The organism is Arthrobacter sp. B2060 (assembly GCF_059090445.1).
In genome coordinates this window covers 177839-200820 of the sequence record NZ_JBNHFR010000002.1, presented here as the reverse complement: position 1 = coordinate 200820, position 22982 = coordinate 177839, and the positions used below count along the sequence as shown (strand labels likewise).

Sequence of the window (22982 nt, the reverse complement as noted above, 5' to 3'; positions counted from 1 at the left end):
AGTGGCTGCAGGGCCTCGTCTGCGCGGGCTTCATGCCGCCAGTCTTCGGGTCAGTCATGATCGGCCCGGCCCTCGCCATCCTTGGGTGCGGTCCCATCCTTTAGTGCGCTCCCATCCTTGGGTGCGCTCCGGCGCAGCGTCACAGGCAGGCGCAGCCCCCGGACGAGGCCGGCCCCTGGGGCGCTTCGGCGGCTGAGCGCGGCGCGGGCGTCGGCCAGCAGCGACCGCGGCGAGAACCGCGCCTGCTGGCGCCGCCAGAAGCCGACCGTCGCCGTCATTTCATTGAGCGAACCGTCCACAATGGTCCAGTACTCCCGGACCTCTTCTTCACTGGGCTGGCCGGCTCCGAAAATGGAGGCATCCGCCCTGTGGGCCAGCAGTGTGGTGGCAGTACCCGTGGCGGGAAAAGCCCTCGCGACGACGGCGGCCGATTCCCTCCGGGTGGCGCGGCTGTCGACGGCCGCACCCATGTCGGTTGCGAGGCTGAGGACCTCGTTCCATCCGCCGCCCACGCGCTGCGCGGGGTGTCCTTCCGTGAAACGGGACTTGCGCCGCCGCGACTTCAGGAGCGCGATGAGCAGCAGCGGCAGCGCCAGGATTCCGAGCGGGATCATGGCGATGCCGACGGCGCTGAGGATGGGACCCCAGAACAGCCACGGGTTGTTCTTCTTCTCATCGGCGTCCAGCGCGTCCGGAGACGAGTCCGGCGGAAGGTCCGCGGGCTCCTGCGGCGGGGGCGGGGGCTGCAGCACCTGCGGCTTGGGCTTCGACTTGTTTTCGGGATCCGGCGGAATGGGAACGTTGTCCTTGGGCGGGGTCGGGTCGAAGGCCACCCAGCCGACACGGTCGAAGGCCACCTCGACCCACGCGTGGACGTCCTTGCCCAGGATCTTTATTTCCCCGGCGCCGTTTTCGGGGCTCTTCGGATCGGGATAGAAGCCCATGACCACTCTCGATGGGATGCCCAGATGGCGCAGCATAAGGGACATGGCCACGGCGTACTGTTCGTCGTCGCCGAGCATCTGCTTGGCTGTCAGCATGTCGCGGATGCGGGCAGCACTGTGGCCGGACACGCTCGGCAGCTGGCCGTCGGCGATGAGCCCGTTGCTGAAGGCGCCCTTCTTTTGGAAATGGGCTTCGATTTGCCGCACCTGGTCCACGGCGGTGGGGGCGTCCGCCGTCAGGTCGTTGGCTTGCGCACCGACAACGGGCGGGATGTCCGCGACGTCCGGGAGAGTCATCTTGGCAAAGTCGTATTGTGTCAGCTGCCCGTGTTCGAGCTTCACCGGCTCCGAGACCTGGACGCTGTACGAGTCACCCCTGGACAGGCCGTGCGTGGTGACGGCCGTGTCCGTTCCGGAGTTGAAGTACAGTCCCGAGGCCGGCGTGGAGGAACCGGGCGTGAAGCTGAGGCCGGTGGTCTTCCTGCCGCCGGGAACGAAGTAGCCCTGGTAGTCCTCGACCGTGATGTCCAGGGTGTATTCGTTCGTCGGGACCCGTCCGGCGGAATCCGCCAGCGTGTTGATGGATTTGGCGTCACCCACCTTGCTGAAGTTGCCGGACCCGTTTGGATCCATGGTGTAGTTCGTCCCGTTGAAGGCATCCAGCGCCCCGAGCCGCACGCGTGCGTCCTTGGGAAGGCCCTTGACCGCAAACAGCGCGTCATCCTTCTTGTCCTTGACGAAGTTGCGGAAGCTTGCCAGGGGCGTGACGTAGTCCTTGGGGTCGAACGGCGGCACGACGACGTTGCGCAATACCCGCCGCTCGTCCCCCGCGGAGATCAGGGGCGAGATGGCGGCCGTGATACCGACGGTGACGGCGATGACCGCGGCCGCGGCGGCCAGCCGCCGCATTCTGGCGCGGCGGGCGGTGTCGGCGTCGTGCTGTGGACGGTTGACGGAAACCTTCAGGGTGTTGCTTCGCCGCAGGCAGTCCCGGCGGAAGGTCGCCCACGCGATGCCCACCACGGTCAGGCCAACGCCCCGCTCCACCGTCAGGAACCCCGCGTTCGTGCTGAAGGCGATGCCGGTGACGAACAGAGCCAGTACAGGCAGCAACGGCCAGTAGGGGCTCCTGGTCCGCCATGTCAGGATTCCGCCAATGAGTGCGGCGATGAGCGAGCTGAGGAAGGGGACGATGAGCACTCCCCCGGCGGTGCCCACGGGAACCCCGACGGTGAGCATGTCCTTCCATGCGAACACGACGCCGAGCAGGAGCGTACGCAACGACTCAAGGCTCGGGATCACCCCGGCGATGGCCGCGCCTGGCACGGCGAGCGCGGTGCCGAGGACCAGATATGCCCCGAGCGCCAGGGCGGTGGTGATCAGGAGCCCCAGTCGGAAGTGCGCGTTGCACGCGGCAATGGCCAGGCCCAGGAGGATTCCTCCCAACCCGGCGGCCAGGTAGTACGGGTCGCCGCCGAAGCTGAGGCTGAAGCCCAGGACCCCCAGCCCCAGCAGCACGGTGAGCGCTCCGGCGTCGAGCACAAAGTGCCACGGCGGCTGGCCGCTGGTGAAGGCCGACGGCGGCGGAGCCTGCCGGCGCGGGCGGAGACCTGTTGCCTGGCTCATGCGGCTGCCTTTCGGAGGACAGCGGGAAGGTCGGAGAGTTCACCGAGGGTGAGCACTGTGAGGTCTCCGATGTTCGCGCGGGCAGGTGCAGCACCGGCATCGACCCGGACTGCGAGGCTGCGGACCCCCGGTGCCACGGAAGCACCTGCTGAGCGCAGCTGGGTGGGCGTCACCTGGCTGCCCACCACGAAGAAGACCACCGAGGCGTTGGGGACGGTGTCGGCCAGCGTCCGGGCGAGGTCGACGGCGGTCTTCCGCAGAGGGGTGCCGGTGATCCGGGTCATGCCGTCCAGCATGGTGCGGCCGGTCTCGCAGCGCAGCGGCCCCGATTGGGTGAGGACGTCCAGCTCGCGCTGTTCACGGATGGCCTGGCGTCCGATGGAGGCGGCGGCGGAGATGGCCATTTCGAATTCGTGCTCGGACCCGTACTCATCGGTGTTGACGGACAGCGATATGGCGAGGTGGGCGCGGCGGGTCTCTTCGAACTGGCGCACCATGAGCTTGTTGGTCCGGGCCGTGGTCTTCCAGTGGATATGGCGCCGGTCATCGCCCGGCACATAGTCACGCAGCGCGTGGAATGAGACGTCTGCACTGGAGAGGTCGGTGGTGGGCATGCCCTCGAGGTCACGGATAAAGCCGGCGGCGGATCCTGCCAGTGCCACCGTCTTCGGGTGGACGTAAAGGTCCTGGGCCTTCGTCCAGAGCACCTGGCGGCGCAGGAGGTGCAGCGGATCGGCCCGGACGGAACGCACAGGTCCGACGACGATCACCGCACGGCGTGCGGTGGGAATGGTGAAGAGGTCCTCATGCACCTGCTGCGGTCTCATGCGCGGCAGGTGGAAGACAGCCGTGGAAGCCCCCACGGGCAGTTCAAGGTCCGCGGGCAGCAGCGGACGCGCCGAGGTGTTGGACACCGCGATGCTGCCCACCGTGTCGTCCCCCACCGCAACCCGGGTCCGGGCCAGGTCCAGCAGGACGCCGTAGGAGGATCGGCCGAGGATAAAGCCGACGGCGATGAGGAACAGCACCAGCGCTGCGAGGGCAGCGGCTTTGGCCTCCTGCCAGCCGTAGGCTTCCCCGGCTGCCCACAGCACCACGGCCGCCACCAGGACGGACCAGCCCAGGACGCTCACCACGCCCAGCACAGGCTGGACGTGTCGTGACCAGCGGCCGCGGACGGCGTCCCAGGCCGGAGCAATGGCCTGCCCGGCGGTGTTGGCGGCCTCGGTCCATACCGCCGACGGGCGGAGCCGCACGTTCCTGCCGGTGGGGAGTCCGCGGTTGCGGAAGGGCCCGTCCGCGGAAAATTGCCGGCGAAGGCGGCCAGCAAGCCGGGTGAAGGGAGAGCCGGTGGACATGTATGGAACCTTTTTGTTAGCGCTGGAAACGTAAATTCCGGGCCGAAGCCCGCGGTCTAGACAGCTGCGCGCTGCTGGGGAGCGGCGACATCGGCCAGGACGCGTGTCAGGACCGCTTCCGCCGTGGCTCCGGAAAACTCCGCCTCGGGGTCCATGACGAAGCGGTGTGTCCAGACGACCCCGGCCAGTTCCTTGACGTCGTCCGGCAGGACAAAATTCCGTCCCTGGGCGGCTGCCCAGACCTTGGCTGCCCGGACCATGGCCAGGGCCCCGCGGACGGATACGCCGAGCCGGGTCTCGGGGGCGTTCCGGGTCTCCTCGCACAGCCGTGAGATGTACTCGAGCACCGCGGTGTCCACGTGGGTGGTGGCTGCGAGGTCGGCCATGTCCGCCACGGCCTGGGTGGTGATGACGGGCCGCAGGTCTTTGGAGCGGTCCCTGAGGTTGGTGCCGCCCAGCAGTTGCACGGTGGAGGCGTGGTCCGGGTACCCGATGGAGGTTTTGATGAGGAAGCGGTCCAGCTGCGCCTCGGGGAGCCTGTACGTGCCCGCCTGCTCGATCGGGTTCTGGGTGGCCATCACCATGAACGGGCGGCCCGCCTCGTAGGTGGTGCCGTCCACCGTGACACGGGATTCCTCCATGACCTCGAGCAGGGCGGACTGCGTCTTGGGCGAGGCACGGTTGATTTCGTCGGCGAGGACAATGTTGCTGAAGATCGGCCCCTTGTGGAACTCGAATTTCTGCGTTTTCTGGTCGTAGATGGTCACGCCGGTGACATCCGAGGGCAGCAGGTCCGGCGTGAACTGGATGCGGTTGTTGGATCCCTGCACCGTAGCGGCCAGGGCACGCGCCAGCGACGTCTTACCGGTTCCGGGCGCATCCTCGAAGAGGACGTGGCCTTCGGCAAGCATGGCAGTGAACGTCAGCCGGATGACGTGGGACTTGCCCAGCACCGCCTGGCCCACGTTGGCGACGAGTTTCTCGAACGTGCCCGCAAACCAGGCGGCTTGCTCGGTTGTCATGGTCATGGGAGGTTCCTCTTCCGTTTCGTGCAGTCTGTTGTTGTGCCCAAGGCGTTGTGCTCAGTTGTTGTGCCCTAGGCGGTGTGCTCAAGGCGTGCGGAGAACACGCGATCGTTACCGTCGAGGCATTCCCGCCGGCGGGTTTCCGCCGAGCGACGTGGTGTCGCTCCGCACGTAATTGCCCCCGGCAGGACCGGACGTCAGGTGGTACCACACGCCCGTGGGATTGTCGGTGGACCTGCTCCACACCACGTAGTGGTCGCTCTGTGCGGTGATGCCGGTATCAAACCACCTTCCGGGACTGACGCACTGGTCGGGGTTGGAGTTCCGGTAGCTGTCGGTGGTCCTGTTGGGCTCCGTGCAGGAGCGGACCGGAGTGGCCTGGATGCTCCAGGACGTGGGCGGCGGAGGGGTCGGGTCAGCACCCGAGGTTGCGACAGCAGAATCCGCTTGTCCGCAGTCCTTGTCGCCGTCCGTTCCGTTGCAGGCACGGACCGCAAGCGTATGCCTCTCGTTCCAGCCACCGACATTGCGGCTGAACTGCCGGTCCAGGCCCACCGACCGGAAGCCGCTGCCGTCGAAGTTGACCTCATAGCGGTTAATGACGCGGCCATTGTCGTTCGGCTTGCTCCACGTCCAGTGCACCTGGGAATCACCCTTGGCGGACGTGCCGCCGGTCACGACGGGAGTACCCGGCGGACCGTAGGGAACTGCTGAACCAATGGCCTTCGCATCCCCGGAAACGTTGTTCTTCGTGGAGTAGGCGATGATGTTCACCGTCACGTTCTGGCCGTTCGGCTGCCCGTAGATGGTGCCGCCCGGGGCGTTGATCGGTCCGGAGCCGTAGGCCGTGGACCAGCGGTAGCCAATCTCCGAGGCCTGCGACCCGTTCCGCTGCGCCTGCGTCAGCGGTGTGAACGTGACCTTCAGCTGGCCGCTGTTTCCCGGCGCCGCCACCGTGCCGCCGCTGACAGTCCCGGGCTTTCCCGCGGCCCGGATGGGCGCGGACTGCGCGCTGGTTCCGGATGTGCCGGCTTTGTTGGTGGCTGAGACGGTGAAGGCGTAGTCGGCCTCGGAGTTGGACACCGTGACATTCTGGGAGGTCCCCGAGACCTGCTGGCTCTTCACCACCGAGCCTCCGCGAAGCGTGGTCAGCGTGTAGGCGGAAACGGCGTCGCCGTTATTGTTGGGCGCGGTCCAGTTCACCTGCAGCTGGCTCTGGGTTCCCACCGAGCCGGCTCCGGCAACGCTCGGCGCGGCAGGAGTCACCGGTGCACCCGCGGGGATCTCCGCGGCCGAGTACTGGCTCCATTCGGAAGGGTCCTTGGCATCATTGCGCGCCAGGACGCGCACCTTGTACGCCACGCCGTTCGTGAGGCCCTTCCAAACGTAGCTGGTGGCCGTCAGGTTCTGGATCTGCGCATTCTGGCCGCTCGGCGCCGGCGAGATTTCCAGGTCGTAGGACTTGACCGGTGACCCCTTGCTGGCGGGCGCCTTCCAGGTGATGGAGAGCTGCTTGTCGCCGAACCTCAGCGCCGGAGCCAGTGGGGTGTCCGGCTTGACGTCGGGCCGCACCTCTGCCGAGGCGGGCGACCGCCCGGATTCGCCGAATTCATTCGTGGCCGTCACCTGGAAGTGGTACTTGGTGTTGTTCACCAGGTTGTTCAGGGTGCACGAGTTGGCGGGGCAATCCTGTTCAAATCCGCCTTCGCCGTAGACCGTGTAGTGGGTGATGGGCGACCCCCGGTCCGCCGGTGCGGTCCAGTTCAGCAGCGCAGTGCTGTCACCCACGCTTTGGGCCTGCGGCGTAGTGGGGGCGAGCGGCTCGTCCTTCACCGTCAGCCGGATCCTGGCCGTCGCCTGCCGTGAAGCTTCCCCGGTCTTATCCGCGATGGTGTAGGCAACAACCATGGTTCCGGAGAAGCCGGAGGCGGGCGTGACCACAACGTTGTCCCCGTCAACGGCCACGTTCCCGGTTCCGGTCTCGGCCGTCGCGGCCACGATCTTCAGCGGCGTCTCCGGGAACGGGTTGGCGTCGTTCGCCAGGACCGGCACGGTCACAGGCTTTCCGGCCGCGGCGCTGGGCTCCAGGTCGTCGTTGGCCACAGGCGTGGGGCGGTTGGAGGCTGTGACGGAGAGCCGGTACGTGGCGGTCGCCTCGAGCCCCCGGGGATCCCTGGCCTTCACCTGCACGGCCCCGTCTTCGCCCGGCCGCACGCCGTCCTTGGCGGAGACCTTGAGCGAGGCGCCCTCGATCCTGGCATCGAAGCCGGCCGGAGCACCGCCGACGAGCTCGTACTTCATGTTCTCTGCATCGTCGCCGTCGGGGTCGGAAGCCAACTTGGCGAGGTCGGTCTGGGCGGACTCCCCCTGCGGCACGTCGACGGCGGCACCCAGCAGTGTGGGCGGGTTGTTGCGGTTCGGATCCGGCAGGACCTTGGTCCGGATGCTTAGCGTGGACTTCAGGCCTGCGGGGTCGTCCGGGCCGGTGCCGTCGGTCACTTCGAAGGTGATGGAGCCGGGCCCCACGTAGTCCTTGCCGGCCGTGTACTTAATCGCAGTGCCGTTGCCGGCCACGGGGTCGCCGCCATCCGCACCGATGAGCTTGATCCGGTCGGTCTGTGTCAGCCTGGGTGAGCGCCCTTCCCGGACCTTTACCCATTCGCCCAGGTTGGCCGTGACGGACTGGCCCGCCACGAGTTCCAGGACATCGTCCTTGGCGAGGGTGGGGACCTGCTGCCCGAGGCCGGGCACCCAGATGATCGCGGTGGACTTCTTCCCGTCCACGTCTTCCACGGTGTACGGCACCAGCTGCGGCTGCCCGGTCAGTTCGACGACCACGTTGCCGTCGGGGCCAGGGCGCGCGGTTTCGCTTCCGCTGGTGACCTTCAGGTTCTCGCCGACGCCGTCGGGGTCCTCGTCGTTCTTGAGAACGGGAACGTCGACGGCTGTCTTGCCGAGGGTCTGGGCTGACGTCACACGGTCGTCCCGGGCAATGGGAGCCAGCAGCGGGACCTGGCTGTCGACGACCATTTTGATGGTGGCCTGGGCGGAGGCGCCCCGCTCATCGGCGACGGCGTAGCGGACGTTGACGGTGCCCTCAGCCGCCGGGGCCTGCAGGAGGATGCGGCCGCTTTGCTTGCTGACTTCCGCCTTCAGGGCGGCGTCCGCCTCGATTCCGTCGGTGAGGATGCGGATCGGGTCGCCGTCGGGATCGGAGTCATTGCCGGCGGCATCGACGGCGATCTGGCGGCCGGGGCGGACCTTGACCTCATCGTCCACGGGCGTGGGCTTCTGGTTGGTGTCGCCGCGGGGCGCGATCCCCACGGTGACCGTGCCGGTGTTCACGGCGCCCTGCCGGTCCACCACTTTGTAGCGGAAGGAATCCGTTCCGGCGCCGTCTCCGGCGGCGACAAAGTCGATGAAGTTGCTTCCGGGCGTCGCGGTTCCCATGGCGGGAGAGCTGTCGATGCCGGTCAACTGGACGGAGTCGCCGTCGGGGTCTATGCCGTCCAGCGGAACCGGGATCCGCACCGTGCCGGCGGCCACCACCCGGGCCGTCAGGTTCCTGGGCTGCGGACGGGAATTCTCGGCGCCTTCGAGGGGCAGGATGTGGATGGTGACGGCCGCGGCGCTCTTCTGCCCCTGCGGATCCACGGCGTTGTAAATGGCACGGACGGTTTTAGGCTCACTGCCGGCGATGAAGCGGAGCGTGTTCTCCGATACAAAGCTTGTCCCGTTCGCGGCCTCGACGGGCTGGGGAAGGACCGGATCAACGGTGAGCTTTTCGCCCTGCGGATGTGTGTCGTTGTCCAGCACGGGGATGGTGACCACGTCATTGACGCGGACGTTGACCTCGTCGGGTTTCGGCTGCGGCGCCTCCACGACGGGCGGGGCCGGGACCGGCACCACCGAAACACTGCCCGTGGCGGAATCCTTGCCGTTGGACATGGTGTACCGGAAGAGGAACGGATCCTTCGTCCCGGCGATGTCCGTGATCCGCAGGACGCTGTGGTTGAGGACGCTGACCGAGGCCGTGGCGTTTTCCGGCAGGGAAACGGACTGAAGCACCAGCACGCCGCCGGAAGGATCCGAGTCGTTGGCCAGGGGGTCCAGGAGGACGCTGCCGCCGACCGGCAGGAGTGCAACGTCGTGGACGGCAACGGGTTTGCCCGCGTCCTTGCCCGATTCGACATCAACGCGGATCAGGCCCTGACTGCTCTGGGGGCCATTGCTGGCGATATACGTCAGGTACACCGGCCCCGGCGTGCGGCTGCGGAAGGTGAAGGTGCCGCCGTCGGTGACGGGACCGAGCTCGGCAGGCCCGCTGGCCTCCACCTGGGCGAGCCGGAGGGCGCCGCCGTTCGGATCGACGTCGTTCTTCAGCGGTGCGATAACGAGGTCCTGGCCGGCGACGGCGGTCACGTGGTCCGCGTTGACGACGGGAGCCAGGGCGCCGGGGGGCTGGACGTTCACCACCACTTTTCTTGTGGTGGTGGCGCGTCCGTCCCAGACGGTGACGGTCACGGTTTTCTTGCCTGCCGTGGCGCCGGAATCCTGGAAGGTCAGGAGTCCGTCACGGCGGATTTTCACCTGGTCCTGCTGGTTGTCGGCCGTCGCCGACATGAGGACGAGGTCGTCGCCGTCCGGGTCCACCCAGTCGGTCAGGATGTTCTGGCTGACTGTTTTCCCCTGCTCCACGAGCAGCGTGGTGGGATCGCCCCGCTTGAAGGCGGGCGGCCGGTTCTCGTCCGGCCCAACGACATTCAGCGTGACCTTTCCGCTTGCGGACAGCCCGCGGCCATCGGCAGCGCTGTAATCGAAAGACTCCGTGCCCGGCGTGGCGTCGGCCGGAACCGTGATTTGGAAGGCTGATCCGCCGTGGATGCTCTCGAGGCCTCCTGACCGGAGGCCTTCACTGCCGGTGGAGGCGGTGAGGACGTCCCCGTCGGGGTCGGAATCGTTGTCCAGCACGCTCAGGACCGTGGTGCGGCCGGGCCGGACGCCGACGACGTCGGGCTTGGTTTCCGGCGGACGGTTCGGTTTGGTGCGGTCCGGCAGGACGTTGATGGTGTTGTCGTCCGCGGATTCCTCGTCCTGGTCATCAGCTTGGTTCTTCGGCGGCACCACATCGTCCCAGTTGTTGACCAGCTGCATGTTCTGGTTGACGAGCCACACATTTCCGGAATTCACGTCGTTGAGCACCACGAGGTCGCGGTTGACGCGGAACACGTAGCTGGGCGAGGCGCTGGCTTTCGGAACGGCCACGTTTTTGTCGTCGCCATCGTTGGCGCAGTCGCGGACGTACTTGTTCACGCCCGACCATGCCGCGTGAATGCACCCGCCCAGCTGGACAGGTGCGGCGGGAACACCCTGGCCGCCAGGGGTGACCTGCCGCGCCGTCGAACCGTCCAGCGGCTGCTTCAGCAGCGCCTTGGGCGTGGCCACAGCGACAGCGTCCGACGCCGGACCCGACTGCTGAAGCTTGGCATCCCGTGCGTCCGGCACAGGCACTTCCCGGCCGCCGGGCAGGAACAGGCTGCCCCCGGCAGGGTCAAGGACCACAGGCTGGTCCCCCACCACGGCCAGCTGGAGGTCGCCGGCTCCCTTCAGCCCGTCCCATGTGCTGGATTCCGTCTCGGTGGGCTCACCGTTGGCGTCCACGGAGGTGACGGTCACCTCGCCTGTCTTGGGATCCGCCGAGTAGATCCGGTCATCGGCGCCGACGGCGGATACCAGGCCCTCCGAACCGTCAACGGCCGGCTCGCTTGATTCCTCATCGAAGGCGTTCACGGTCGACGGCGACATCGCCCACATCTTGCCGGCGGCGGGGTCCGTGACGGAGATGACCTCGGAGCCGAAGCTGACCTGGGCGGCTCCCGGGAGCTGCTTGTCCCCGCCCAGCCGCATGTTGGCGGCGGAGACCTGGTTCAGGGTTGAGCCGGATTCGTCGTCGACGAACACCTTGCCGGCGTTCTGCAGCACATCGAAGGCGGTGCTGGCCGGGGTCACGGCTCCGTCCAGTACGCGCGAGGGGTAATTCAACCGGCCCACTGCGTTCCGGGACTTGCTGACCACCCATACGCCGCCGTCGTTGAGGTCCACTTCGGTGGTCTTGAACCCCGGGTAGATGATCGCTCCGGCAACGAGTGCGAGGGCCGCCGCTGAAAAGGCGGTGCCCGTGATGAGCTTGTTGCGTCGGTTCCTTGGCCCCAGCCTGCCGAACAAAGTTGACACAGCGTTATTATTCCCTTGACATCACAGCCGCCTGAGCGCAGCTTACGGGCCCCTGGTGAGCACCAAGAGCCGTGACATTCCGCCACTCCCCCATAGAGACGCCGGAACAATTCTGAGTTCTGACTATTACATGGGCGCGGACGGCTTGTCCAAGAAGGGTCCGCAGAGGACCCTCCGTTACCCGGGCAAGACTACCCACCCGCCATCCGATCGGCGATGGGGAGGAGTCCCCCACCCGTGGCGGGACCAGTCCCCAGTCGGCGGGACCAGTCCACTCGGCGGAACTAGTCCAGTCGGCGGAACTAGTCCAGGACGAGGCCCTTGCCCTGGCCCCGGGCCAGCACCACCGGCAGGATCTCGCCGAAGCCGCGCACGTTTTCCGCGTCCTTCGGAATCAGGACAAAGCGCTCGTCCTGGTCAAGGGCTGCGGCGGTCATGGAGTCGATCAGCACGGTGCCGGGGTCTGCCAGCGTGGTCAGACGGGCGGCCAGGTTGACGGTGGGTCCGTAAATGTCCCCGAGGCGGGACAGAATCCGGCCCCACACCATGGCCACGCGTGCCTCCGGAAGGATCTCATCCCGGGAAAAGGCCTCGGCCAGAGCCAGCGAGATCTCCGCTCCTGCGGCGGGTGTCTCGGCGATGTACAGGACTTCGTCGCCCACCGTCTTCACCAGCCGGCCCCCGCCCACAGAGATGATCTCCGCGCACTTGTTCTCGAATCTCTGCACCAGCTTGGCCAGCGTCTTTTCGTTCATCCGCCGGGAAAGGCTCGTGTAGGACACAAGGTCGGCGAAACCCACGGCCCGGGCCAGTGGCAGCGGCGCGTCGTCCTCGTCGCCTTCCCGGCCTTCCTCGCTGGCCTGGAGTCCCGCCTCTGCCCGGACGGCAAGGCGCTGCACGGCCGCGTTCAGCTGGCGCCGCCACGAGTAGACGAGCATCTCCTCGAGCGGGTCAACGAGTGCGGGCAGTTCATTCACCAGCCGCTTTCGGGCCACGGCGTCCGTGACCCCCTGCTCATGGACCATGTCCTCCACGAGCGCCTCGATCTGCCAGACAACCATGCGGTCGGTCATTTGCCCGATGGCGCGGGTGACGGAAATTGCGGCCTCTTCGGTGAGCTTGCCGGTACGGACCATGTCCACCGCGGTGCTCAGCGCAGCCTGGTCGCGCTCGGTGAAGGCGACGTCGTCGTCTCCGAGGTTGGGGAACCCCAGGGCACGCCACAGCTTCCGGGCCGAGAGCAGCGACAGACCCGCACCGGCGGCTACCTCGCGCCGGCGCAGCTTTCGCTCGCCGCCGAGGAGCCTGGCCTCAAGGGCCTTCATGGCGATCCGCTCGACAGACATCGTGCCGGTGGAAGGAGCCTCTGCGGCGGCGTCGGCCACCTCGTCAGTGCCCTCGCCCTGGCTCACGCGGTGATCCTCATCGTTCATCTCTCCCACCTTCTCTCACATCCCGCGGAAATCCGGAGTCGGACCCGTCCTGCACATGACCCCATTCAAAAAACTCATCCTTCGGCAGCTCGTCCAGCGCATCCAGCACAAACCTGTGGAAGGTGGCGACTTCGGGCACATCCCGTAGTACGGCGCTGAATTGGTGCCCGGCATCCAAGGATATAGTCCCTGAGCGCAACATCCGTTGGAGCACCGTCTGGGTGACCGTGACGTTGCGCACCGACGCCAGGAAGACCTGCTGGTCCCGCCGCCGGAGCATGCCGTAGCGGGCCATAATCCTGCGGCTCGTCAGAAAGTACCGCGTTCCGTGCCATCGCAGCAGCCGCGGCAGGCAGTATCCGCAGAGCGCCCAAAGGGCAGCAAGCACACATCCCCCGACCAGCCAGATCGTCCAGTCGGCGGTATATGCAGGGTATAGGTCACGGGGCCCGCCGCGGATGATCCACGCGCTGGCAAAGGCGGCCAGCGCAGGTGCCACAACGAACACCGCCGCCGGAATGAACAGCATCCTGGGCTGTGGGCGGGTCATCACAATGACCTGCTCCCCCGGCAGGAGGTCTTTACGCATTGCCGCTTTCCGCAGACTCCCCAGGCGGAGTCCAGGGGCGCAGGTGGATGACGTCCCCGGCCGTCACCACATGCTCGCGCGCCGAGGAATCCACCACCAGGAGGGAGCCTGAGTCGTCCAGCCTGGACGCGTGCCCGATGATTTCGTGGTCGCCGGGAAGGTGGGCACGCACCTGCTGCCCCAGCGTAACCATGACGGCTTCCACGCGCTTGTGCAGCGATGGGCCGCCAGCCAAGCCCGCTGTCGGGTCGCCGTCGGCGTTGCAGAAGCTGCGGTACAGGGTGCAAAACCGGGACAGGTAGCTCTTCAGGAGGGCCGTGCGGTCCACGGTTTCGGCGCCTTCGAGCTGCACCGAGGTGGCCGTCGGAACGGGGAGCTCGGCCTCGGTCAGGGTGACGTTCAGCCCGGTGCCGAGGATCACGGGCGGCACGGAGCCGTCCCCCATCGTGCCGAGCTGGGCCAGGATGCCGGCGATCTTCCTGCCGCGGACCAGGACGTCGTTGGGCCATTTGACCTCCGCGCGCAACCCGGCCGTTTCCAGCAGCGCGTCGCGGAGCGCGAGGGCGGCCAGGAGCGAAAGCCAGGAGTAGGTCTGGGTGGGAAGCGGCCGGCCGTCGGCGTTGACGGGGCGCAGGACAATGGAGACCAGGACGGAGCTGCGCTCGGGCGCCTCCCAGGTGCGGTCCAGCCTGCCGCGGGCAGCGGTCTGGTGCTCGGCGGTAATGACGGCGAGGTCCTGCCATGCCTGGGGTTCGACGGTGACGGCGCGCAGGAGATCGGCGTTGGTGGAGCCGGTGGCGTCAACCACCTTCAGCTGCGAAATGCCGTGGGCCGACAGGAATTCGGCACTGCAGAGCGCTTCCCGGTCCAGAGCGGGCCGCTCCGGCAGTCCCCCCGATCCGGACAGATTTTCCTGCGCGTTTTCCTGTGCTTCGGGGCCTTCATCAGGGCGTGCGGCATCCATGCTTGCATCCTACCGAGTTGCCGGCCCTCGCAGCCGGTCCGGGCAGGGGCCCGGGAAACTCAGAGGAAGATATCAGGTACCAGCTGGTCCTCGTCGGCGCCCAGGCTGTAGGGCCGGAAGTCCTTCACACCTGCGGCGGCGAGCACTTGCTCGTCCGTGTAGAAGTTCCCGGACGGCACATCGGAGTCCGTGAGGTTGCCGCCGGTGAGCACGGCGTGGGCTGCATCCGCCATGATCTGCGGGCCGCGGGCAGCCAGGACCATCGACTCGCCGCCCGGCATGTTCCGGATGGCAGCGGTATCGATCAGCGTGCATGGCCAGAGTGAGTTGACGCGGATGCCGTCCGCTTTGAGCTCCTCGGCCAGGCCCAGGGTGGTCAGGCTCATGCCGTATTTGGCCAGAGTGTAGGCGAGGTGTCTGCCGGCCCACTTCGGGTCCAGGTTCAGCGGCGGCGAAAGGGTGAGGATGTGGCCCCCGGCCGATTTGCGGAGCGCGGGCAGGGCGAGTTTGGACAGCAGGAAAGTCCCCCGGACGTTGATGTCCTGCATCAGGTCGTACCGCTTCATGTCGACGTCGTCGGTACGGGACAGGTCGATTGCGGAGGCGTTGTTGATGACGACGTCGATCCCGCCAAAATGTTCGACGGCGGCACCCACCGCATGGGCGACGTCGTCGTCGTTGCGGACGTCCCCCACCAGGGGAAGCGCCCTTCCGCCGGCGGCCTCCAGCTCATCGGCGGCGCTGAACACGGTGCCCGCGAGCTTGGCGTGCGGCTGGCCGGTCTTGGCCAGCAGCACGATGTTGGCGCCGTCGCGGGCAGCACGCAGGGCAATGGCCAGGCCGATGCCGCGGCTGCCGCCGGACATCAGAATGGTCCGGCCGCGGAGCGATCCGGTGGCCCGGTAGGGGGTCTCTGGGAGTGCGAAAGCGTCGTTGCCTGAAGTCATAGGGACACTCTAGCCGCTTGATGTTACCGATGAGTAACATAGACGACCCTGCCGACACGTTCGACGAAAATTGTAGGATCCCTACAGCAGCTCCCGGAATATGCGTCACTAGACTAGCCATCAGGGCCTTTGATTTGTGTGGAAGCTACTTAAAGTGGCTCTCCATGCCAAGACGGACGCCCCGGATTACGCTGCTACAGCATGCATCAGCTGCAGCACAACAGCTACAGAGCCGGAGACACTTCATGAGCCATGACCTGACCACGACGGCGGGAAAGATTGCCGATTTCCGCGACCGCCAGGCCAGGGCAGAGCAGCCCTCCGGCCCGGAAGCGATCGAGAAGCAGCACGCGCGCGGCAAGAACACCGCCCGGGAGCGCATCGACCTTCTCGTGGACGCCGACTCCTTCGTCGAGTTCGACGCGCTCGCGGTGCACCGGTCCACGGCCTTCGGCATGGAAAAGAAAAAGCCCCTCGGCGACGGCGTCGTGTCCGGCTACGGCACCGTGGACGGCCGCCTCGTGGCGCTGTACAGCCAGGACTTCAGTGTTTACGGCGGCTCGCTGAGCCAGGTCAACGGTGAAAAGATCGTCAAGGTCCAGGAATTCGCGCTGCGCAACGGCTGCCCGGTGGTGGGCATCAACGACGGCGGCGGCGCCCGCATCCAGGAAGGCGTGGCCTCGCTGGCCATGTTCGCGGACATCTTCCGCAACAACGTTCACGCCTCCGGCGTCGTCCCCCAGATCTCCCTCATCATGGGCCCCTGCGCCGGCGGTGCCGCCTACTCCCCCGCCCTCACCGACTACGTGGTGATGGTGGACAAAACCTCCCACATGTTCATCACCGGCCCCGACGTCATCAAGACCGTCACGGGCGAGGACGTGGACATGGAAACCCTCGGCGGCGCCCGGCAGCACAATGCAACCACCGGCACCTCCACCTACCTCGCCTCCGATGAAGCGGACGCCATCGAGTTCGTCCGGGAGCTCTTGGACTTCCTGCCCTCCAACAACCTCTCGGAGGCTCCCGTGCTGGATCACCAGCAGGAGCTCGAGCTCGACGACGACGACCTTGCCCTGGACACCCTCATCCCGGACTCCGCCAACCAGCCGTACGACATGCGCAAGGTCATCGAGCAGGTCGTCGACGACGCCCACTTCCTCGAAATGCAGACCCTGTACGCGCCGAACGTGATCATCGGCTACGGCCGGGTCGAAGGCCACACCGTCGGCATCGTGGCCAACCAGCCGATGCAGTTCGCCGGAACGCTGGACATCTCTGCATCGGAAAAGGCAGCCCGCTTCGTGCGGCACTGCGATGCCTTCAACATTCCCATCATCACCCTGGTGGACGTTCCGGGCTTCCTGCCCGGCAAGGACCAGGAATTCCAGGGCATCATCCGCCGCGGTGCAAAACTTCTGTACGCCTACGCGGAGGCAACGGTGCCCAAGCTGACCGTGATCACCCGGAAGGCCTACGGCGGCGCCTACATCGTGATGGGCTCCAAGAAGCTTGGCGCGGACCTCAACCTTGCCTGGCCCACGGCCCAGATCGGCGTTATGGGCGCGCAGGGCGCCGTCAACATCCTCTACCGCCGCGACCTCGCTGCCGTGGCGGAGAACGGGGGCGACGTCGAGGCCAAGCGCGCCGAGGTCATCCGCCAGTACGAGGAGGAGCTGCTCAACCCTTACCAGGCCGCCGAGCTTGGCTACGTTGACGCGGTCATCGCCCCGTCGGACACCCGCCTCCAGATCATCAAGGGACTGCGGGCGCTGCGTGACAAGCGCGCCAGCCTTCCCACCAAGAAGCACGGAAACATTCCGCTGTGAACGCGCAGGATCCCATGGTCGAGTCCGGCGAAACGAAGCCGCTGGTTGAGCCTGTCGAATCGCCGCTGTTCTCCGTCGTCAAGGGAGACCCGACGCCGGAAGAGCTGGCGGCGCTGACCGCCGTCGTGCTTTCGCTCGGGACAGCCGAAACGGCTGAACGCGGGAAGCCCACCGTCCGCCACTGGGTGCGGCGGCAGCAGCTGCGGCTCGCGCCGACGCCGGGTCCCGGTGCCTGGAAGCGCAGCCGGGGCTAGATCCCACCGCCTCCCCAATCTCGCAAGCTCGACTGGGGCCCCTCGGCAGCGTGGGCCCTGGCGGCGGAGGCCCCTGCCGAAAACTCAGTGAGTCTTTCATAACTGGAGCAGCGCCGTTAGTCTCGTGGGGTGACTAGTGAACCTGCCGCCACAGCGCGCCCCCGGACCGCAATCGACGCCGTCGCCGACGCCCACACCGACACACTTGTTGCGTTGGATCCGAGCCTGGCCACCACGCTCGGCATCCCGGGGCACGACACCGAGTTTCAGGACTTTTCCCCTGCCGGGATCGCCAAATTCGCCGAGGCGGCCCGGACAACGCTTGCCTCCCTCGAGGGACTGGAACCTGTTGATGACGTCGACGCCGTCACCATGGATGCCTTGCGTGAACGCCTTGGCCTCGAACTGGAGATCCACGAATCGGGCTGGGATGTGGCAGAGCTGAACAACATCGAATCGCCTGCGCAGAATATCCGTTCCATCTTCGACCTCATGCCCACGGACACCGAGGAACACTGGGCCAACATCGCCGGCCGCATGCACAGTGTGCCAGGAGCCATCGACGGCTACATCGAGTCCCTGCGCACGGCGCGGGACAGTGGCCGTGTCTCGGCCCGGCGCCAGGTGTCGATCGTCATCGAGCAGACCACCAAGTACGCGGCAGCGGACGGCTTCTTCGCGAAGCTCGCCGCCGGTGCCAAGACGGGCGACGGCCCGCTCCCCGCCGGACTTCAGGAAAAGCTCGACGCCGGCGCTGCCGCTGCCAGGAGCGGCTACTCCGACCTTGCTGCCTTCCTGAGCGACGAGCTGCTGCCTGTGGCACCGGAGAAGGATGCCGTGGGACGGGACCGGTATGCCCTCGCATCGCGGCTGTTCCTTGGCGCCGCCGTCGACCTCGAGGAGACCTACGCCTGGGGCGTCGAAGAACTCGGGCGGATTATTGCCGCCCAGGAACAAGTCGCCGGGGAAATCAAACCAGGCGCCTCCATCGCGGAGGCCAAGGAGATCCTCAACAGCGATCCTGCGCGCCAGCTCAAGGGAACCGACGCCCTGAAGGCGTGGATGCAGGAGCTCTCAGACCGGGCCGTGTCTGATTTGGCCGGCGTGCACTTTGACATCCCGGACGTCATGAGGACACTCGAGTGCCTGATCGCGCCGACCGACGAGGGCGGCATCTACTACACGGGTCCGTCGGATGACTTCAGTCGTCCCGGACGCATGTGGTGGTCCGTGCCGGCGGGCGAGGACACGTTCACCACCTGGGCGGAAACCACCACCGTCTTCCACGAGGGCGTGCCCGGGCACCACCTGCAGATCGCCACGGCCGTCTACCGGCGCGAACTCCTGAACAGCTGGCGCCGGAATGTCTGCTGGACCTCGGGCCACGGCGAAGGCTGGGCGCTCTACGCGGAAAAGCTCATGGAGGAGCTCGGCTACCTCAAGGATCCGGGCGACCACATGGGCATGCTGGACATGCAGCGGATGCGGGCTGCGCGGGTGGTCTTCGACATCGGCATCCACCTTGAGCTGGAGATGCCGGCCCGGTGGGGGTCGGGCACCTGGACGCCGGACAAGGGCTTCGGCTTCCTCAAGGAAAACCTCGCCATCAGCGAGGGGCAGCTGCAGTTCGAGTTCGCACGCTACCTCGGCTGGCCCGGCCAGGCGCCGTCCTACAAGGTGGGCCAGCGGCTGTGGGAGCAGATTCGGGCAGAGCTCGAGGCCAGGCCCGGCTTTGACCTCAAGGCGTTCCACACCAAGGCATTGAACATCGGCTCCGTGGGGCTCGACACCCTCAAGCGCGCCATGCTCGGGTAGTCTCTTCCTGCTTTCGCGGCATGGCCGCCTTCCTCCGCGTGCCGCTCCTTTGTCGCTTTGACGCACGCTTCCGGAAGACAGCCAGGCCGCCCAGTTGGAGATCTTTGCCACACGCAGTGCGGGAATAACTTCATAAAGGGCCGGTTCTTCGCTGGATTTCCGGGCATGTGGACGGCCGCCTCGTGCTACTGCCGCGTAATATTTCTCAACCTCGGGTGGTAGCTGTATTTTATGCGGCCTAGCTTTGTTGGCGTGAGCACTCAAACCACTTCCTCTCCGGCCGCGCGTTCCGGCTTCCAGCTGCCCCGGTGGGCAGGCTCCTTCGGCTTCCAGATCATCGCCGCCCTCGTGGTGGGGCTCGGGCTGGGCCTGCTGGCCAAGTACACGGGCAGCACCAAGGCCAGCCCGAATGGACTTGGCGCGACGCTGCAGACCATCGGCTCCAGCTATGTCTCGCTGCTGCAGACCGCCGTCGTGCCCCTGATCTTCACCGCCGTGGTGAGTTCCATCTCCAACCTCCGCGAGGTCTCCAACGCGGCCAGGCTGGCCTGGAACACCCTGCTCTGGTTCGCCATCACGTCCCTCGTGGCCGTGCTGATTGGCATCGGACTCGGCGTGCTGCTGCAGCCCGGCGCCAACACCGGCATTTCCGGCGAAACCAAGGAATTCGCCGGAAAGTCCGGCGACTGGTGGGCGTTCCTGACCGGCCTGTTCCCCAAGAACTTCCTGGGCCTGGGCGCAAGCTCCACCGTGGCGGAATCCGGTGCCGTGACCACCGCCGTCAGCTTCAACGTGCTCCAGATCCTGGTGATCGCGATCGCCGTCGGAATCGCCGCCCTCAAGGTGGGCAAGCAGGCAGAGCCGTTCCTGGCACTCAACGCCTCGGCGCTTGCCGTCATCCAGAAAGTTCTGTGGTGGATCATCCGGATCGCGCCGATCGGCACGGTCGGACTCATCGGCAACGCTGTGGCCGTCTACGGCTGGGACACCATTGGTTCGCTGGGCAAGTTCACCGTTGCCATCTACGCCGGCCTGGCCCTGGTCCTCTTCGGCGTATACCCCGCGCTGATCCGCTCCCACGGCCTCTCCGTCAAGCAGTACTTCTCGGGCGTGTGGCCGGCCGTGCAGCTTGCCTTCGTGTCCCGGTCATCCATCGGCACGCTGCCGCTGACCCAACGTGTCGCCGAACGGAACCTGGGTGTTCCCCGCGCGTATGCCTCCTTCGCTGTTCCGCTGGGGGCGACCACCAAGATGGACGGCTGCGCCGCCATCTACCCGGCCATCGCCGCCATTTTCGTTGCCCAGTTCTTCGGCATCCAGCTCGACGTCAGCCAGTACCTGCTGATCGCCCTCGTGTCGGTCCTTGGTTCCGCGGCGACGGCCGGCACCACGGGCGCCGTGGTCATGCTGACTCTGACCCTGTCCACGCTGGGCCTCCCGCTGGCCGGCGTCGGTCTGCTGCTCGCCATCGACCCCATCCTGGACATGGGCCGCACCGCGGTCAACGTGGCCGGGCAGGCGCTGGTCCCCGCCATCGTGGCCAAGCGCCAGGGCATCCTGGACGAGGCGCTTTACAACGCGCCGCGCTCCGGGGACCCCTTCACGGATGATTCCCCGGCGGAAGAGGCCGCCGAGGGGTCGTCCGAAACGGACGGCGCTTCGACGGACCGGGAGCTGGCCGACGCCAAGGCGTAGCCGCACGCCCAGGTTTCCGGTTAGGGTACCGTCATGGACGTCATTCTGGTTCCCGGATTCTGGCTCGATGCTTCTTCGTGGTCGGAGGTGACTCCCCCCCTGGTGGCGGCGGGGCACCGCGTCCATCCGCTCACGCTTCCTGGGCTGGAGGCGCCGGATGCCCGGCGCTCCGGCATCGGGCTGCGCGACCACATCGATGCCGTAGTCTCCGCCGTGGACGCCGTCGACGGCCCTGTAGTGCTCGTGGGCCACTCCGGCGGCGGGGCCATCATTCACGGCGCAGTCGATGCGCGGCCGGAGCGTGTGGCCCGGGCGGTTTACGTCGACAGCGGTCCGCTCGGTGAGGGCGGCGTCATCAATGACGAACTGCCCGCCGACGGCGACGAGGTGCCCCTGCCGCCGTGGGACGGCTTCGGCGAGGAGGACCTCGTGGACCTGAACGACGAACTGCGGGCGATGTTCAGGGCGCGCGCCATACCGCAGCCAAAGGGAGTGGCGTACGACCGGCAGCACCTCCACGATGAGCGCCGTTATGAGGTGCCCGCCACCGTCATCGCGTGCGAATTCCCGACCAGCCTGCTCACCGAATGGATGGATGCCGGCCACCCGTACGTTGAGGAACTCGCGCGCATCCGCGACCTCGACCTGGTAGACCTTCCCACCGGACACTGGCCGCAATTCACCAAGCCGGCCGAATTGGGTGCGGCCGTACTCGCGGCCGTGAACCGTTCGGCCTGAGCCCGTACCGGCACTGGAGTGCTAGTGCCGGCCGCCGCCAATCACACCCTGCTCCACTGCCTTGGTCACGGCGTCCGCTTCCGCCTGGGTGAGGGTGCCGTCTGCAACCGCCCGATCCAGACGCGGCTTCAGCGCTGCCGCCCGGCGCTTCTGTGCTTCGCTACGCAGTTCTTCGAGGGCGGTCTTCACCTTGGCTTCATCCACGCCGAGGGATTTAGCCAGGGACGCGGCCAGTGCAGCCTCCTTCGCCGCGCGGTCCGGCTTCTGTCCGTCGGTCCCCTGGCCGTCCCCTCTCGGACCCGAAGGGCTGTTCGCCTCGCGGAATGCCCTGAGAGCGTCAACCAGCTTGGCCTCATCCACGCCCAGTTTGGCTGCAAGTTCCGCAGCCTGCACGCCGCGATCGCCGTGGCCGTGCCCGTGCTTTCCCCAGCCGAACCGGTGGCCGTCCGGAGCGGGCGTCCCTGAAGGGCTGCTGGACGTGGACTGCGGCGTTGGAGTCGCCGTCGTCGCCGCGGCCATTTCCGTCACACCAAAACCAGCACCGAGCGCCACCGCCCCCGCGCTCAGGCTGAGGGCCACCTTCTTCATGCGATTCATGGTCTTCTCCTGGATCTGCCGGACGGGACGGCGCCCTCGCCGCCGGCCGTACCGGCCATGGGATCAGGATGCGCTACCCCCATTGCCTGGGGCTATGAAGAGGCTGTGAAGTACATGTGAATATGGCGCCGAAGCTGTGAACGGAGAGGAATATTGCGCAGAGTGCAAACATGCACGTAGTGTAAGTGGGTGTCCACTTCCAGTTCTGCCTCGCCTCCACCGCCTCCACTGCATTCTCCCGGTCCGGTCCCGTCCCCGACCCGCCGGGAACTGAACAAAGCCGCAACCCGCCAGGCCATCTCGGATTCAACCCTTGAGCTTTTGCGCAGCAAGGGGCCCGGCAAGTTCACGGTGGAGGATATTGCCGAAGCTGCGGGCATCTCCCGCCGCACGTTCTTCAACTACTTCAGCAGCACCGAAGCGGCCATCGCCTCTGTGACCCATGGCTTCCTCGATATTGCGCTGCAGCAGTTCCGGCTGCGGCCCGCGGATGAACCCATCCTCGAGTCGGCGCGGGCGGCCCTCGTTGAACTGGCCGACCCGATGACGGTCGCGCCGATGGCTGAGCTCTTTAGCCTGACGCAGGCCAGCCCGCTGCTGGCGCGTTCCGAGCTGGAGGCGTGGGACCACTGCACGGAGCAGATCATTGCCGCCGCCCGCGAGCGCACCGCCCACAGCCCGTCCAGTGACATGGACGAGCTTTACCTCCGTGCCCTGGCCGGTTCCGTCATCTCCTGCGGCAGAGCCGCCATGGAGGTGTGGTTCCGCCGCTGCGGGACGGACCTCTCGGCGGAATCCCTCGCAATCCTCCGGCAGTTGCTGATCGATTCGATGGGACTGCTGGGTGCCGGCTTCGCGGCACCGGCACCTGCCGCCTCGGAGACCCAACTCCCAGCCCCTTCCGCCGCCCCACACTCTCCAGAACGGTCCTGAC

At 66.9% G+C, this 22982-nt stretch carries 15 protein-coding genes; 6 read left to right on the top strand and 9 right to left on the bottom strand.

Annotated features, from left to right (window positions below; genetic code table 11):
* Positions 1-50: 50 nt before the first annotated feature.
* From AC5RUM_RS05685 to AC5RUM_RS05650, 8 genes are all read right to left on the bottom strand, one after another.
* Positions 51-2570 (bottom strand): transglutaminase TgpA family protein, encoded by a 2520-nt coding sequence (locus AC5RUM_RS05685; RefSeq protein ID WP_494034035.1) that lies wholly within the window; start codon positions 2568-2570, stop codon positions 51-53.
* Positions 2567-3928 carry a DUF58 domain-containing protein gene (locus tag AC5RUM_RS05680; protein ID WP_494034034.1) on the bottom strand — a complete coding sequence of 454 codons (1362 nt, stop codon included), beginning with the start codon at positions 3926-3928 and terminating at the stop codon, positions 2567-2569. The genes AC5RUM_RS05685 and AC5RUM_RS05680 overlap by 4 nt, the downstream gene beginning before the upstream one ends.
* Before the next feature lie 56 nt (positions 3929-3984).
* The gene (locus AC5RUM_RS05675; RefSeq protein WP_494034033.1) at positions 3985-4956 is read right to left on the bottom strand and encodes an AAA family ATPase; all 972 of its coding nucleotides are present in this window, start codon (positions 4954-4956) and stop codon (positions 3985-3987) included.
* Between the two features lie 108 nt (positions 4957-5064).
* The gene (locus tag AC5RUM_RS05670) at positions 5065-11187 is read right to left on the bottom strand and encodes an Ig-like domain-containing protein (protein WP_494034032.1); all 6123 of its coding nucleotides are present in this window, start codon (positions 11185-11187) and stop codon (positions 5065-5067) included.
* Between the two features lie 302 nt (positions 11188-11489).
* Positions 11490-12620 carry an adenylate/guanylate cyclase domain-containing protein gene (locus AC5RUM_RS05665; RefSeq protein ID WP_494034031.1) on the bottom strand — a complete coding sequence of 377 codons (1131 nt, stop codon included), beginning with the start codon at positions 12618-12620 and terminating at the stop codon, positions 11490-11492.
* Positions 12610-13209 (bottom strand): PH domain-containing protein, encoded by a 600-nt coding sequence (locus AC5RUM_RS05660; protein ID WP_494034030.1) that lies wholly within the window; start codon positions 13207-13209, stop codon positions 12610-12612. Before AC5RUM_RS05660 ends, AC5RUM_RS05665 begins: the two co-directional genes overlap by 11 nt.
* Positions 13202-14173, bottom strand: coding sequence for a biotin--[acetyl-CoA-carboxylase] ligase (locus AC5RUM_RS05655; RefSeq protein WP_494034029.1), 972 nt, complete (start codon positions 14171-14173; stop codon positions 13202-13204). Before AC5RUM_RS05655 ends, AC5RUM_RS05660 begins: the two co-directional genes overlap by 8 nt.
* 59 nt (positions 14174-14232) lie before the next feature.
* Positions 14233-15120 (bottom strand): SDR family oxidoreductase, encoded by an 888-nt coding sequence (locus tag AC5RUM_RS05650; protein WP_494034028.1) that lies wholly within the window; start codon positions 15118-15120, stop codon positions 14233-14235.
* Positions 15121-15365: 245 nt separating this feature from the next.
* Here AC5RUM_RS05650 and AC5RUM_RS05645 point away from each other — a divergent pair, with 245 nt between their 5' ends.
* From AC5RUM_RS05645 to AC5RUM_RS05625, 5 genes are all read left to right on the top strand, one after another.
* Complete coding sequence (locus AC5RUM_RS05645; RefSeq protein ID WP_494034027.1) at positions 15366-16949, top strand: acyl-CoA carboxylase subunit beta; 1584 nt, start codon at positions 15366-15368, stop codon at positions 16947-16949.
* A gap of 14 nt (positions 16950-16963) precedes the next feature.
* Positions 16964-17203, top strand: a complete 240-nt coding sequence (locus AC5RUM_RS05640; RefSeq protein WP_494034212.1) for an acyl-CoA carboxylase subunit epsilon — start codon at positions 16964-16966, stop codon at positions 17201-17203.
* Positions 17204-17332: 129 nt separating this feature from the next.
* A complete protein-coding gene (locus AC5RUM_RS05635) occupies positions 17333-19018 on the top strand; it encodes a DUF885 domain-containing protein (protein ID WP_494034026.1) in 1686 nt (561 codons plus the stop codon).
* 252 nt (positions 19019-19270) lie between these two features.
* Positions 19271-20713 (top strand): dicarboxylate/amino acid:cation symporter, encoded by a 1443-nt coding sequence (locus AC5RUM_RS05630; RefSeq protein WP_494034025.1) that lies wholly within the window; start codon positions 19271-19273, stop codon positions 20711-20713.
* 33 nt (positions 20714-20746) lie between these two features.
* On the top strand, positions 20747-21451 hold the full coding sequence (locus AC5RUM_RS05625) for an alpha/beta fold hydrolase (RefSeq protein ID WP_494034024.1): 705 nt from the start codon (positions 20747-20749) through the stop codon (positions 21449-21451).
* 21 nt (positions 21452-21472) lie between these two features.
* On the opposite strand, the gene AC5RUM_RS05620 is transcribed toward AC5RUM_RS05625, so the two are convergent.
* The gene (locus tag AC5RUM_RS05620) at positions 21473-22048 is read right to left on the bottom strand and encodes a hypothetical protein (RefSeq protein ID WP_494034023.1); all 576 of its coding nucleotides are present in this window, start codon (positions 22046-22048) and stop codon (positions 21473-21475) included.
* A 228-nt stretch (positions 22049-22276) separates the two neighbouring features.
* Between AC5RUM_RS05620 and AC5RUM_RS05615 the strand changes: the two genes are divergently transcribed.
* Complete coding sequence (locus AC5RUM_RS05615; protein ID WP_494034211.1) at positions 22277-22981, top strand: TetR/AcrR family transcriptional regulator; 705 nt, start codon at positions 22277-22279, stop codon at positions 22979-22981.
* The last annotated feature ends 1 nt before the right edge of the window (position 22982 follow it).